We start from the raw sequence: 13,815 nt of genomic DNA on the forward strand, positions 1-13,815 counted from the left end.
ACCCACCACAAACCCGGGCCCCACCCCAACACACCCCACCCGCCGACAGGCGGAAAAACAGGTCACGGCGGGGCACCCGACAACGTACGGCTAGCGCCGAGGGGCGACGGTCACCTCAACCCGCTGGAATTCCTTCAGCTCGGAGTACCCCGTCGTCGCCATCGCCCTGCGCAACGCACCGAAGAAGTTCATGGAGCCGTCGGGGGTCGTGGACGGCCCCAGCAGCACCTCCTCCGTCGTGCCGACCGCACCGAGGTCCATCCGCTTGCCGCGCGGCACGTCCTCGTGCACCGCCTCCATGCCCCAGTGGTGGCCACGGCCCGGCGCGTCCGTGGCGCGGGCCAGCGGGGAGCCGATCATCACGGAGTCGGCGCCGCAGGCGATCGCCTTCGGGAGGTCGCCGGACCAGCCCACACCACCGTCGGCGATGACGTGGACGTAACGGCCGCCGGACTCGTCCATGTAGTCGCGGCGCGCGGCGGCGACATCGGCGACCGCGGTCGCCATCGGGACCTGGATGCCGAGGACGTTCCGCGTGGTGTGCGCGGCGCCGCCGCCGAAGCCCACCAGCACACCGGCCGCGCCCGTACGCATCAGGTGCAGCGCCGCGGTGTACGTGGCGCAGCCGCCGACGATGACCGGGACATCCAGCTCGTAGATGAACTGCTTGAGGTTCAGCGGCTCGGCCGCGGAGGAGACATGCTCGGCGGAGACGGTGGTACCGCGGATCACGAAGATGTCCACGCCCGCGTCGACGACGGCCTTGGAGAACTGCGCCGTACGCTGCGGCGACAGCGCGGCGGCGGTGACGACGCCCGCGTCGCGCACCTCCTTGATGCGCTGCCCGATCAGCTCTTCCTTGATCGGCGCGGCGTAGATCTCCTGCAGCCGCTTGGTGGCCGTGGCGCCGTCCAGCTCGGCGATCTCGGCGAGCAGCGGTTCCGGGTCCTCGTACCGGGTCCAGAGACCTTCCAGGTTGAGGACGCCCAGGCCGCCCAGCTCACCGATGCGGATCGCGGTCTGCGGCGAGACCACCGAGTCCATGGGAGCGGCCAGGAACGGCAGCTCGAAGCGGTAGGCGTCGATCTGCCAGGCGATCGAGACCTCCTTCGGGTCGCGGGTGCGGCGACTGGGTACGACGGCGATGTCGTCGAATGCGTATGCCCGGCGGCCGCGCTTGCCGCGCCCGATCTCGATCTCAGTCACGTGTGTGGCCTTTCCCTCTACGTCTGCCGTTCCAGTATCCCCGACACACCGAAGCCCGCGGCCGGGGAGCGGCCGCGGGCTTCACGGTAGAGCCGTGGTAGCGCCGTGTGGAGTGGCGCGCCGCGCCCCCTCCTCAGCGACGAGAGTAGTTCGGCGCCTCGGTCGTCATCTGGATGTCGTGCGGGTGGCTCTCCTTGAGGCCCGCGGAGGTGATGCGGACGAAGCTGCCCTTCTCCTTGAGCTCGGGGATGTCGGCGGAGCCGACGTAGCCCATGGAGGCGCGCAGACCGCCGACGAGCTGGTGGGCCACCGAGGAGAGCGGGCCGCGGTAGGGCACCTGGCCCTCGATGCCCTCGGGCACCAGCTTGTCCTCGGAGAGGACGTTGTCCTGGAAGTAGCGGTCCTTGGAGAAGGAGCGGGCCTGGCCGCGGGACTGCATCGCGCCCAGCGATCCCATGCCGCGGTACGACTTGAACTGCTTGCCGTTGATGAAGACCATCTCGCCGGGCGACTCCTCGCAGCCGGCCAGCAGCGAGCCCAGCATGACCGTGTCCGCACCGGCCGCGATGGCCTTGGCGATGTCACCGGAGAACTGCAGACCACCGTCACCGATCAGCGGCACACCCGCGGCGTTCGCGGCCTTCGCCGCCTCGTAGATCGCGGTGACCTGCGGGACGCCGACACCGGCGACGACGCGGGTGGTGCAGATGGAGCCGGGGCCGACGCCGACCTTGATGCCGTCGGCACCCGCGTCGATCAGCGCCTGGGCACCGTCGCGGGTGGCGACATTGCCGCCGACGACATCGACGTTGATGTTGGACTTGACCTTGGCGATCATGTCGAGGATGCCGCGGCTGTGGCCGTGCGCGCTGTCGATGACGAGGAAGTCGGCACCGGCCTCGACCAGCGCCTGCGCCCGCTCGTACGCCTCGCCGCCGACGCCCACCGCGGCACCGACGACCAGCCGGCCCTCGGCGTCCTTGGCGGCGTTGGGGTACTTCTCCGCCTTGACGAAGTCCTTGACGGTGATCAGGCCCTTGAGCACGCCCGCGTCGTCGACCAGCGGAAGCTTCTCAATCTTGTGGCGGCGCAGCAGCTCGATGGCGTCCTCGCCGGAGATGCCGACCTTGCCGGTGACCAGCGGCATCGGGGTCATGACCTCGCGGACCTGACGGCTGCGGTCCATCTCGAAGGCCATGTCGCGGTTGGTCACGATGCCCAGCAGCTTGCCCGCGGCGTCCGTCACCGGCACACCGCTGATGCGGAACTTGGCACACAGCGCGTCGGCGTCGGCGAGGGAGGCGTCCGGACGGACCGTGATCGGGTCGGTGACCATGCCGGATTCGGAGCGCTTGACCAGGTCGACCTGGTTGGCCTGGTCCTCGATGGACAGATTGCGGTGGAGTACGCCCGCGCCGCCCTGCCGCGCCATGGCGATGGCCATCCGCGCCTCGGTGACCTTGTCCATCGCCGCGGACAGCAGCGGGATGTTCACCGTGACGTTGCGCGAGACCCGGGACGCGGTGCTCACCGCGTTCGGCAGCACCTCCGACGCACCGGGCAGCAGCAGCACGTCGTCGTATGTCAGCCCGAGCATGGCGAATTTGGCGGGCATACCGTCGACGTTGTCACTCATGACACCTTCCCCAATGCTCTTGCCTCAGCGCGGACTCCCATGCTAACGGCCTAATGAGGTGTCCCATTCCACGAGCGATGAGGGCCTCGTCACTCGTGTATTTCTACGGCGACATCTGGCCATTCAGCACCGGGAACCACTACTGCTCGGCCAGCGCCCGCAGCCTGCTCAGCGCACGGTGCTGGGCGACCCGCACCGCACCGGGCGACATCCCCAGCATCTGCCCGGTCTCCTCGGCCGTCAGCCCGACGGCGACCCGCAGCAGAACGAGTTCGCGCTGATTCTCCGGAAGATTCGCCAGCAACTTCTTGGCCCACTCGGCGTCGCTGCTCAGCAGCGCCCGCTCCTCGGGGCCGAGGGAGTCGTCCGGCTGCTCGGGCATCTCGTCGGACGGCACGGCCGTGCTGCCCGGATGCCGCATCGCGGCCCGCTGCAGATCGGCGACCTTGTGGCCGGCGATGGCGAAGACGAAGGCCTCGAAGGGTTTGCCGGTGTCGCGGTAGCGCGGCAGCGCACAGAGCACCGCGACACACACTTCCTGCGCCAGATCCTCGACGAAGTGCCGGGCATCACCCGGCAGCCGCGACAGCCGGGTACGGCAGTAGCGCAGGGCGAGGGGGTGCACATGGGCCAGAAGATCGTGAGTGGCCCGCTGGTCCCCCTCGACGGCGCGTGCGACGAGATCGCCGATTTCCTGCTTCCCGTCATCACGCATCGGACCATGGTGCCTTGGCGCCGCGCGATCCGCGGCATCAGGTCCGCACTTGTGCACTGAAGCGTTATGAGCGGCAGGTGCGCCGGCTGTTGTCATGTCCTGCGCCCTCCCCTCGTGCCCGACCGGCCCGTCCCCGAGGAACTCCATACCTCCAAGGATGCGGCACCGCGCGGCGAATCGGACCGCCGTCGTACGCCGACGGCTGCGGGGCGCCCTGCCGCCCCGCCCGCCACAGGGCGGGCGGGGATCTTCATTCCCCCGCATCGCTGCACGTCACAACGCCTTAACGGACCAGTCCCCAGCGGAAGCCCAGGGCCACCGCATGCGCCCGGTCCGAGGCGCCGAGTTTCTTGAAAAGGCGCCGGGCGTGGGTTTTGACCGTGTCCTCCGAGAGGAACAGCTCACGGCCGATCTCGGCGTTCGAACGGCCGTGGCTCATGCCCTCCAGCACCTGGATCTCGCGCGCGGTCAGCGTCGGCGCGGCACCCATCTCGGCGGACCGCAGCCGGCGCGGGGCGAGCCGCCACGTCGGATCGGCGAGCGCCTGGGTCACCGTCGCCCGCAGCTCTGCGCGCGAGGCGTCCTTGTGCAGATAGCCGCGGGCACCGGCGGCGACCGCGAGCGCGACACCGTCCAGATCCTCGGCCACCGTGAGCATGATGATCCGGGCGCCCGGGTCTGCGGACAGCAGCCGGCGCACGGTCTCGACACCGCCGAGACCGGGCATCCGTACGTCCATCAAAATCAGATCCGAACGATCGGCACCCCAGCGGCGGAGGACTTCCTCGCCGTTGGCCGCGGTCGTCACACGCTCGACGCCGGGCACGGTCGCAACCGCCCGACGGAGCGCCTCTCGGGCAAGCGGGGAGTCGTCGCAGACGAGGACGGATGTCATGACCGCCCTCCGCAGCTGATGCGCGTCACCTTGAGCCTCCAGGCTGGTACGTATCGTCACCTGTGCGATTGACGGCCTCGGACATTTGCCCGGGGTCTACCTCTGCCAACCGCCTCCGCACTCTCAACGACGGTCACTCGAAAGAGTTACGGGTTCGGCGACCGAGTTCAGCACGCTCCGTGAGGAGCCGGATACGCAGACGACTCATCGGGCGACCGGCATCCGCGCGTGCACCCTATGCCCTATTTGGCTCTCTTTCTTCCATTTTCGTGGCGACTATGACTAGATTCGCAATGAGTCATATTTACATCTACTTCGACAGTAGATGTACCGTCGTGAGCACCGAGCCCGAATCAGCATCGCTTCGAGGGGACAAGCAATGGCAGATTTCTCCCGCCTCCCGGGCCCGAACGCAGACCTCTGGGACTGGCAGCTGCTGGCCGCCTGCCGCGGCGTGGACAGCTCGCTGTTCTTCCATCCCGAAGGTGAGCGCGGAGCGGCCCGCAGCGCGCGTGAGACATCGGCGAAGGAGGTCTGTATGCGCTGCCCAGTACGGGCCGAGTGCGCGGCGCATGCACTGGCCGTCCGTGAGCCCTACGGGGTGTGGGGCGGCCTGACGGAGGACGAACGCGAGGAACTCATGGGCCGTGCCCGGCACCGGCTGGTCCCCGCCTCCTCCATGACCGGTCACGCGGGCGTCTCCGGCGCCTGACCTCCAGGAGCGGATCGCTCCTGAAGAAACGTTCCTGCATGCGGCACGGCTGCCCGCCTGCAGGGCTCGGGCGGGCCATTGCCGCCGCGAGCGGTGGGTTCGGTACGGCCGGTGTCCCCCGCCGGTGCGGTGCCGCCGGTATCGCTGCCTCGGCCGGTACGGCGTATCGCCGTCGTCGGGCCGTACGGCCCGAAGCTTGCTCGCGCAACGCGTCGCCCGGCGCCTGAAAGCCGGACATGGGCCCGCTCGGGCCGTCAGCGCCCCGCAGCGTCCACCAGCTGGTCGAGCGTCGCCTCGACGGCGGGGACCTGCGCCAGATCCGGCAGCGTGAGCGCGACGATCTCGCGGTGTACGGCAGGCTCCAGACGAACCGCCGTGGCTCCCTTGGGGCGCACCGACGCCAGGGTGAGTTCGGGCAGCGCGGCGACGCCCAGGCCGGCGCCGACCAGGCCGATGACCGCGGGATAGTCGTCCGTCGCGAAGTCGATACGCGGGGTGAAGCCCGCGCTCTCACAGACCTCCACGAGATGGCGGCGGCAGCGGGGACAGCCCGCGATCCACGGTTCGTCGGCCAGCTCCGCGAACCGTGCGGCACCCGCCTTCGCCAGCCGGTGGCCGGCCGGCACCAGCCCGACCAGCCGGTCCGCCAGGATCGGGCGCACCACCAGGTCGTCCCATTCCGCCCCGGCCGCCGGGTCCGCACCGCGCACCTCGGGATAGCGGAAGGCCAGCGCGATCTCGCAGTCACCGTTGCGCAGCATCTCGATCGAGCGCGGCGGCTCGGCCTCGACCAGCGAGACCCGGGTGCCCGGGTGCGCGGCGCGCATCTTCGCCAGGGCGGTCGGCACCAGCGTCGAGCTGCCGGAAGGGAACGACACCAGCCGCACCCGTCCCGCGCGCAGGCCCGCGATGGCGGCGATCTCCTCCTCGGCGGCGGTGAGACCGGCCAGGATGCCGACGGCGTGCCGTACGAGTGCCTCGCCCGCCTGGGTCAGCCGCATCTCGCGGCCCGCGCGGACCAGCAGCGGGGTGCCGGCGGACTGCTCCAGCGCCTTCATCTGCTGGCTGACGGCCGGCTGGGTGCAGCCCAGTTCGCGCGCGGCGGCGGAGAACGAGCCGGTCCTGGCGACGGCGCGCAGCACTCGGAGGTGACGGGCCTCGATCATGCTTCGAGCATAAGCGGGTCTTGGGGCGATCGTGAAAAGTCGCGTCGTTGCTTTTGGGAGGCATGGCCGGCGTGGCTCCATGGCACGCATGAGCTGGGGCGACGCCGACGAAGCCGGCCCTGGAGCACGCCGCCCGACCGAGCAACGGAGCACCGTATGAAGCTGCTGAGCGTGAATCTGGGGCGGCCCACCGCGTCCCGGCACACCGATGCCGAGGGCGGTACGGGCATCGACAAGCGGCCCGTGGACGGACCGGTGGCGGTCGCCGCCCCCGGGCCCCAGGGCCTCGGCGGCAGCGGGCTGGCCGGCGACGCGGTGGTCGACCTGCGCCATCACGGCGGCGACGACCAGGCCGTTTACGCCTACGCGCGGGAGGATCTGGACGACTGGCAGCGGGAGCTGGGCCGGGAGCTGGCCAACGGGGCGTTCGGCGAGAACCTCACCACGTCGGGTGTCGAGGTCACCGGCGCCCGTATCGGCGAACGCTGGCGGGTCGGCCCGCGGCTGCTGCTGGAGGTGAGCTCACCGCGGATCCCCTGCCGGACGTTCCACGGGTGGATCGGCGAGCGCGGCTGGATCAGGCGGTTCACCCAGGCCGGGGTGCCCGGCGCGTATCTACGGGTGATCGAGCCGGGCGAGATCCGCGCCGGGGACGCCGTCGAGGTGGTGCACCGCCCGGATCACGAGGTGACGGTCGGGCTGATGTTCCGGGCCCTGACCACCCGGCGGGAGTTGCTGCCGCAGCTGCTGGAGGCGGGTGCGGCGCTTCCGGAGGAGGCGCGGCGGAAGGCGTTGAAGTATGCGGAGCGGGCGGAGGGTTGAGCGGCCTTTCCGGGCCGGGAGGGGCGGGCCTCCCGGGGCGGTGGGCAAAGGGTGTGCCGCCGCTGGCCCGTGGAGCGGCCGCGCCGCCGGGGGTTGGGGCTCGGGCGTCGTGCCCGGGGCGGATAGCGTGCCCGTATGACGACTGCATTGATCACGGGAGCGACGGCGGGCATCGGGGCGGCGTTCGCCCGGCGGCTCGCGGGCGACGGCCACAGCGTGGTGCTGGTGGCGCGCGACGAGAAGCGACTGCACGAGCAGGCCACCGAGTTGCACGACCGGCACGGCATCGAGGCGGAGGTACTGAGCGCCGATCTGGCCACCGAGGAGGGCATCGCCGCCGTCGAGGCCCGGCTCTCGGACACGAAGCACCCGGTGGACATGCTGGTGAACAACGCCGGCTTCGGCAACAAGGGCGAGTACCTAGAGGTCTCGATGGCCGACGAGCTGACGATGCTCAAGGTGCACTGTGAGGCGGTGCTGCGGCTGACCACGGCCGGGGTGCGCGGGATGCGGGACCGGCGGCGGGGCGCGGTGGTCAATGTGGCGTCGGTGGCGGCGTTCGTGCCGCGCGGCACGTACGGCGCGAGCAAGGCGTGGGTCGTGCAGTTCACGCAGGGCGCCGCCCGGGATCTGGCGGGCAGCGGAGTCCGGCTGATGGCGCTGTGCCCGGGATTCGTACGGACCGAGTTCCACCAGCGGGCCGGAATGGGCACGGACAACATCCCCGGCTGGATGTGGCTGGACGCGGACAAGCTGGTCGACGCCGCGATGAAGGACCTGACGCGGGGTAAGTCCCTCTCCATTCCGGACCCGCGGTACAAGGCGCTGATGGGCGCCGTGAAGCTGGCGCCCCGTGGCGTGCTGGGCGGTCTTACGTCCCGTACGGGACGTAAGTACGGGCCCCGCTGACGCCGGGTCACTTCGCAGGGGGGGGTGGCCGGTGCGGCGCCGTGGTGGTGTCATGGCCGTGATTGGTGTGTGGGGCCGGGCTGTGGAGTGCGGGGCGGTGCACCCACAGGCCCGTCCCCGACGGAACGGCACTGGACACACCCGACGGAACGGCACCGGCCACACAGGGACGGGAAGCGACGCGCCACGAGCCGCAAGCCATAGGTCACGGGCACGGGCCACAAGCCACAGCTCACGAGCCACGAGCCACAGGGCACAAGCCATGGGCCACGCGCCCCGAGCCCCGAGCCCGAGCCACGGCGGGCAACCGCGAAGGAGGACCGTTCGGCGCTATGCACCCCCTGCACCCCACCTCTGACAGTCCCCCCGGACCTGCGGAAGTGCCGCCGGTCCGGCCCCGCTTGCTGCTGTCGATGGGACCGGGCGTCGCCGACCGGCTCCTCGACGCCCGCCACCACACCCGCCTCGCGGCCCTCGCCCGTACCGACTCCGGACTCGTCGCCCACGACCTGGCCGACCCCGCCCCCGAGGTCGCCGCCGCCCTCGCCGACGCCGAGGTGCTGCTCACCTGCTGGGGCGCGCCGCCCCTCACCGACCGGGTCCTGGCGGCGGCTCCCCGGCTGCGGGCCGTCGTCCACGCCGCCGGATCGGTCAAGCACCACCTCACCGACGCCTGCTGGGACCGCGGTATCGCCGTCTCCTCGGCCGCCGCCGCCAACGCCCTCCCGGTCGCCGAATACACCCTCGCCGCGATCCTCTTCGCCAACAAGCGCGTACTGCACTCCGCCCACCGCTACCGCGGCCTGCGGGCACCCCACGACTGGCTGCACGAACTCACCGGGTCAGGCAACTACCGCCGCACCGTCGGCGTCATCGGCGCCTCCCGCATCGGCCGCCGCGTCATCGAGCTGCTGCGCCCGTTCGACCTGCGCGTACTGCTGTACGACCCGTACGTGGACGCCGCCGAGGCCACCCGGCTCGGCGCGGCCCCGGTCCCCCTCGACGCCCTCTGCACCGACAGCGACATCGTCACCGTGCACGCCCCGCAGCTGCCCGCCACCCGCCATCTGCTCGGCGCCCGCGAACTGGCCCTGATGCCCGACGGCGCGACCCTGATCAACACCGCCCGCGGCTCACTGGTCGACGAGACGGCCCTGCTCCCCGAACTGGTCACCGGCCGCCTGCACGCCGTCCTCGACGTCACCGAGCCCGAACTCCCGCCCCCCGGCTCCCCGTTGTACGACCTCCCGAACGTCCTGCTGACCCCGCATGTGGCGGGGTCACTGGGCACCGAACTCCACCGCCTGGCCGACCACGCCCTCGACGAACTCGAACGCTACGGCCGGGGCCACCCGTTCCGCACCCCCGTACGGCCGGAGGATCTGCACCACTCGGCGTGAGCCGGGCTTCCGGGGGCGGGGAGCCGGGCCCCGGCGGCGGGTAGCCCGTCACCCGCCCTTAACTGGCGGGCGCCGGGATCCCCGCCCCCGGAAAACCCGAAGACCCGGCCCCCGCCACAGCGGGACCCGGGTCTCAGGTGAAGCGAGCCGACGAAGCGCGTCAGCCGAGCCGACGGCTCACGTCAGCGAGCGCGGCGGCTCACGTCAGTGCGCGTGGCCGTGACCGTGACCGGCCTCCGGCTCCTCCTCCGCGGGCTTCTCGACGACCAGGGTCTCGGTCGTCAGGAGCAGCGAAGCGATCGAGGCGGCGTTCTCCAGGGCGGAGCGGGTGACCTTGACCGGGTCGATGACGCCGGCCTTGACCAGGTCGCCGTACTCGCCGGTGGCGGCGTTGAAGCCGTTGCCCTTGTCCTGCTCGGCGACCTTCGCGGTGATGACGTAGCCCTCCAGGCCCGCGTTCTCCGCGATCCAGCGCAGCGGCTCGACGACGGCGCGACGGACGACGGCGACACCGGTGGCCTCGTCGCCCTCCTTGCCGAGCGAGCCCTCCAGCACCTTGGCGGCGTGCACCAGGGCGGAGCCACCACCGGAGACGATGCCCTCCTCGACCGCGGCGCGGGTCGCGGAGATGGCGTCCTCCAGACGGTGCTTCTTCTCCTTGAGCTCGACCTCGGTGGCCGCACCCACGCGGATGACGCAGACGCCACCGGCGAGCTTGGCGAGGCGCTCCTGGAGCTTCTCGCGGTCCCAGTCCGAGTCGGTGGACTCGATCTCGGCCTTGATCTGGTTGACGCGGCCGACGACGTCCTCGGAGTTGCCGCCACCGTCGACGATGGTGGTGTCGTCCTTGGTGACGGTCACGCGGCGCGCGGTGCCGAGCACGTCGAGACCGGCCTGGTCGAGCTTGAGGCCGACCTCTTCGGCGATGACGGTCGCACCGGTGAGGGTGGCCATGTCGCCGAGCATCGCCTTGCGGCGGTCACCGAAGCCGGGGGCCTTGACGGCCACGGCGTTGAAGGTGCCACGGATCTTGTTGACGACGAGGGTCGACAGGGCCTCGCCCTCGACGTCCTCGGCGATGATCAGCAGCGGCTTGGAGGCACCGGCCTGGATGACCTTCTCCAGCAGCGGCAGCAGGTCCTGGATCGAGGCGATCTTGCCCTGGTGGATCAGGATGTACGGGTCCTCGAGGACGGCCTCCATACGCTCCTGGTCGGTGACCATGTACGGCGAGAGGTAGCCCTTGTCGAAGGCCATGCCCTCGGTGAAGTCCAGCTCCAGACCGAAGGTGTTGGACTCCTCGACGGTGATGACACCGTCCTTGCCGACCTTGTCCATCGCCTCGGCGATGAGCTCGCCGACCTGCTTGTCCTGCGCGGACAGGCCGGCCACGGCAGCGATGTCGGACTTGTCGTCGATCGGGCGGGCGGTCGCGAGGAGCTCCTCGGACACGGCCTTGACGGCGGCGTCGATGCCCTTCTTCAGGGCGGCGGGGGAGGCGCCGGCGGCGACGTTGCGCAGGCCTTCGCGGACCAGCGCCTGGGCCAGCACGGTGGCGGTGGTGGTGCCGTCACCCGCGATGTCGTTGGTCTTGGTCGCCACCTCCTTGACGAGCTGGGCGCCCAGGTTCTCGTACGGGTCGTCGACCTCGACCTCACGGGCGATGGTGACACCGTCGTTGGTGATCGTCGGCGCGCCGAACTTCTTGTCGATGACGACGTTGCGGCCCTTGGGGCCGATCGTCACCTTGACCGTGTCGGCAAGCTTGTTGACGCCGCGCTCAAGGGCGCGACGGGCGTCCTCGTCGAACTTCAGGATCTTCGCCATCGGTTGCTTCAAGTCCTCTCATTGCGATCCTCGGCCACGGCGTGGGGACCGCTGTCGCTCAAACGAACTGCGCCCCTGCCCCGGGTTGTTTAGACGCGGGAACCAGGGGCGCAGATCACGGCAAAACTGGGTGACTTACTTCTCGACGATCGCGAGAACGTCGCGAGCCGAGAGAACGAGGTAGTCCTCGTTGTTGTACTTCACCTCGGTGCCGCCGTACTTGCTGTAGAGAACGACGTCGCCGACGGTGACGTCGAGCTCGACGCGCTTGCCGTCCTCGACACGGCCCGGGCCCACGGCCAGGACAACGCCCTCCTGGGGCTTCTCCTTGGCGGTGTCCGGAATGACCAGGCCCGAGGCCGTGGTCTGCTCGGCGTCGAGCGGCTGGACCACAATGCGGTCCTCAAGCGGCTTGATGGCAACCTTGGAGCTGGTGGTCGTCACGATCCGACCTCCCCCTTCGGAGATCTCACGGGGTTAACTGTCTGAGGTGGCGACCAGGTGGATCCGTCGTCGCGGGTGCCGGACCTGCCCGTCGCTGTGTTCTGGCACTCACCACTGGAGAGTGCCAACGCCGAGACTATGACGCGGTTAGCACTCGGTCAAGCGGAGTGCCAGCGCGGCGGGGGCTCTTCCCCCGCGGTGCGTTGACCGGCCGTACGGAGCCGGGGTTTGCCGGCCGCCCGCATTCGGCGATCATGGCCTCCACAGGGGGGCGGGGCGGGTGACGAGGCATCCACCGGGCAGCTTCCCGCCAAATCGGACACACCTTCTCCTTCCCTCGCAACCACGCCAGCGGCTGCCTCGTCTACCTCCCCGACTGCCGGGCCGACGAACCGGGCCCGTTCCCGGCCGGCCGGTGGCCTTGACGATCAATGGCGGAGGAAACCCGTGCGTGCACCGACCAGAGTTCCCCGGAGGGTCAGGGTTCCGGAGCGCGATGTCGAACGCACCATGACGTTTGCCGCGCTGGCCCGGGCGCCGGACCGCCGGCGGACCGAGGCACGGCTGCTCGCCCTCGTCGTCCTGATCGCGGTCTTCGGCTACGCCTACACCGGCCTGTCGATGCACGGCCGGCTGACCATCGGACTGGCCGGCTTCGCCGTCAGCATGTTCCTCATGGCGCTGGTCCCGCACCTGGTCCTGCGCCGCTTCGCACCCCGCGCCGATCCGCTGATCCTGCCGGTGGCGACCCTGCTGACCGGGATCGGCCTGGTGCTGCTGCACCGCCTGGACATCACCTACGCACAGTCGCCCCGGCTGAAGACGGCCCAGGCAGCCAACGGCCAGCTGGTGTGGACGGCGATCGGTGTGGCGGTCTGCATCGCCATCCTCCTGATACTGCGCGATCACCGCATTCTGCAGCGCTACATCTATCTGACGATGGTGGTCGCGCTGGTGCTGCTGATGGCGCCGGCCTTCTTCGGCGCCGATATGTACGGCGCCAAGCGCTGGATCCTGCTGGGACCGCTGTCGCTGCAGCCCGGTGAGTTCGTGAAGATCATGATCTCGGTGTTCTTCGCGGGCTATCTCACCGTCAACCGCGATGCACTGGCCCTGGCCGGCCGCCGCGCCCTGGGCATCCAGCTGCCCCCGGGACGGCAGCTCGCGCCGATCTTCACCATCTGGGCGATCAGCCTGCTGGTGCTGATCTTCGAACGGGACCTGGGCACCTCGCTGATCTTCTTCGGCGTCTTCGTGATCATGCTCTACATGGCCACCGACCGCATCAGCTGGGTGGTGTGCGGTCTGCTGATGGCCACCGTCGGCGCGGCCGTGGTCGGCTCCCTCGAACCGCATGTCCACGGCCGGGTCACCGCCTGGCTCGACCCGATGCGGGCGTTCACCAAGGAGGGCCAGGCGGAGCACATGTCCAACCAGCTCGGCGAGGCGCTTTTCAGCTTCGGCAGCGGCGGCATCACCGGCACCGGACTCGGCCAGGGCCGTCCCGAGCTGGTCGGCTTCGCCGGCAACAGCGACTTCATCCTCACCACCGTCGGCGAGGAGCTCGGACTGGCCGGGGTGATGGCCATGATCATGCTGTACGTCCTGCTGGCACAGCGCGGCCTGCGAGTGGGGCTGAGCGCCCGCGACCCCTTCGGCAAGCTGCTCGCGGTCGGCCTCTCCGGCGCGCTCCTGCTCCAGGTCTTCATCGTCGCCGGCGGCGTCACCGGCCTGATCCCCCTCACGGGCAAGGCCCTGCCGTTCCTGGCCAAGGGGGGCTCGTCCCTCGTCGCGAACTGGGTGATGGTGGCCTTGCTCTTGCGGATCAGCGACCGTGCGCAGCGCCGGCGTGAGCCGGCGTAATTTTCCCACGTTTTCGCCTGTCCCGCCGGTCCGCTGCGCTTTGCCTCGGCCCCACGTTTTCGCCTGTCCCGCCGTGGTTGTTTCTCGCCGTTGCGCCTGCGGCGGGCGGGGTCCGCTGCGCGGGGCTTGGCGCCCTTGGCCACGCCGACGACGAGGGCATCCGCACGCAGCGTCGCGGCGGAAGAAGTACTGAGGGTCAGTGCAGTCACGGTGATGAGGG

The 13,815-nt window shown here is 70.3% G+C and carries 12 protein-coding genes; 5 read left to right on the top strand and 7 right to left on the bottom strand.

What is annotated here, in order from left to right; genetic code table 11:
• Nucleotides 1-90: 90 nt before the first annotated feature.
• The 4 genes from AB0C46_RS40165 to AB0C46_RS40180 all read right to left on the bottom strand — a co-directional run bounded on the left by AB0C46_RS40165 (nucleotide 91) and on the right by AB0C46_RS40180 (nucleotide 4,452).
• The gene (locus AB0C46_RS40165; protein WP_362834082.1) at nucleotides 91-1,206 is read right to left on the bottom strand and encodes a GuaB3 family IMP dehydrogenase-related protein; all 1,116 of its coding nucleotides are present in this window, start codon (nucleotides 1,204-1,206) and stop codon (nucleotides 91-93) included.
• Between the two features lie 133 nt (nucleotides 1,207-1,339).
• On the bottom strand, nucleotides 1,340-2,842 hold the full coding sequence (guaB, locus tag AB0C46_RS40170; RefSeq protein WP_362834083.1) for an IMP dehydrogenase: 1,503 nt from the start codon (nucleotides 2,840-2,842) through the stop codon (nucleotides 1,340-1,342).
• A 139-nt stretch (nucleotides 2,843-2,981) separates the two neighbouring features.
• Nucleotides 2,982-3,557: a sigma-70 family RNA polymerase sigma factor gene (locus tag AB0C46_RS40175; RefSeq protein ID WP_018090849.1), complete on the bottom strand. Its 576-nt coding sequence runs from the start codon at nucleotides 3,555-3,557 to the stop codon at nucleotides 2,982-2,984.
• Between the two features lie 283 nt (nucleotides 3,558-3,840).
• Complete coding sequence (locus AB0C46_RS40180) at nucleotides 3,841-4,452, bottom strand: response regulator transcription factor (RefSeq protein ID WP_003948568.1); 612 nt, start codon at nucleotides 4,450-4,452, stop codon at nucleotides 3,841-3,843.
• A gap of 379 nt (nucleotides 4,453-4,831) precedes the next feature.
• Here AB0C46_RS40180 and AB0C46_RS40185 point away from each other — a divergent pair, with 379 nt between their 5' ends.
• A complete protein-coding gene (locus AB0C46_RS40185) occupies nucleotides 4,832-5,164 on the top strand; it encodes a WhiB family transcriptional regulator (RefSeq protein ID WP_362834084.1) in 333 nt (110 codons plus the stop codon).
• Nucleotides 5,165-5,418: 254 nt separating this feature from the next.
• On the opposite strand, the gene AB0C46_RS40190 is transcribed toward AB0C46_RS40185, so the two are convergent.
• Nucleotides 5,419-6,330, bottom strand: a complete 912-nt coding sequence (locus AB0C46_RS40190; RefSeq protein ID WP_362834085.1) for a LysR family transcriptional regulator — start codon at nucleotides 6,328-6,330, stop codon at nucleotides 5,419-5,421.
• Nucleotides 6,331-6,486: 156 nt separating this feature from the next.
• Here AB0C46_RS40190 and AB0C46_RS40195 point away from each other — a divergent pair, with 156 nt between their 5' ends.
• From AB0C46_RS40195 to AB0C46_RS40205, 3 genes are all read left to right on the top strand, one after another.
• Nucleotides 6,487-7,152 carry an MOSC domain-containing protein gene (locus AB0C46_RS40195; RefSeq protein ID WP_362834086.1) on the top strand — a complete coding sequence of 222 codons (666 nt, stop codon included), beginning with the start codon at nucleotides 6,487-6,489 and terminating at the stop codon, nucleotides 7,150-7,152.
• A 135-nt stretch (nucleotides 7,153-7,287) separates the two neighbouring features.
• Complete coding sequence (locus AB0C46_RS40200) at nucleotides 7,288-8,061, top strand: SDR family NAD(P)-dependent oxidoreductase (protein WP_362834087.1); 774 nt, start codon at nucleotides 7,288-7,290, stop codon at nucleotides 8,059-8,061.
• A gap of 332 nt (nucleotides 8,062-8,393) precedes the next feature.
• Entirely contained in the window at nucleotides 8,394-9,461 is a 1,068-nt protein-coding gene (locus tag AB0C46_RS40205; protein WP_362834088.1) for a hydroxyacid dehydrogenase, read from the top strand.
• A gap of 204 nt (nucleotides 9,462-9,665) precedes the next feature.
• On the opposite strand, the gene groL is transcribed toward AB0C46_RS40205, so the two are convergent.
• Both groL and groES read right to left on the bottom strand, forming a co-directional pair.
• Nucleotides 9,666-11,288: a chaperonin GroEL gene (groL, locus tag AB0C46_RS40210; protein ID WP_362834091.1), complete on the bottom strand. Its 1,623-nt coding sequence runs from the start codon at nucleotides 11,286-11,288 to the stop codon at nucleotides 9,666-9,668.
• Between the two features lie 135 nt (nucleotides 11,289-11,423).
• On the bottom strand, nucleotides 11,424-11,732 hold the full coding sequence (gene groES / locus AB0C46_RS40215; RefSeq protein ID WP_362834089.1) for a co-chaperone GroES: 309 nt from the start codon (nucleotides 11,730-11,732) through the stop codon (nucleotides 11,424-11,426).
• 510 nt (nucleotides 11,733-12,242) lie between these two features.
• Between groES and AB0C46_RS40220 the strand changes: the two genes are divergently transcribed.
• Nucleotides 12,243-13,595 (top strand): FtsW/RodA/SpoVE family cell cycle protein, encoded by a 1,353-nt coding sequence (locus AB0C46_RS40220; protein WP_362834090.1) that lies wholly within the window; start codon nucleotides 12,243-12,245, stop codon nucleotides 13,593-13,595.
• Nucleotides 13,596-13,815 lie beyond the last annotated feature (220 nt).

It is taken from the genome of Streptomyces sp. NPDC048637 (assembly GCF_040650675.1).
Classification (GTDB): Bacteria; Actinomycetota; Actinomycetes; order Streptomycetales; family Streptomycetaceae; genus Streptomyces.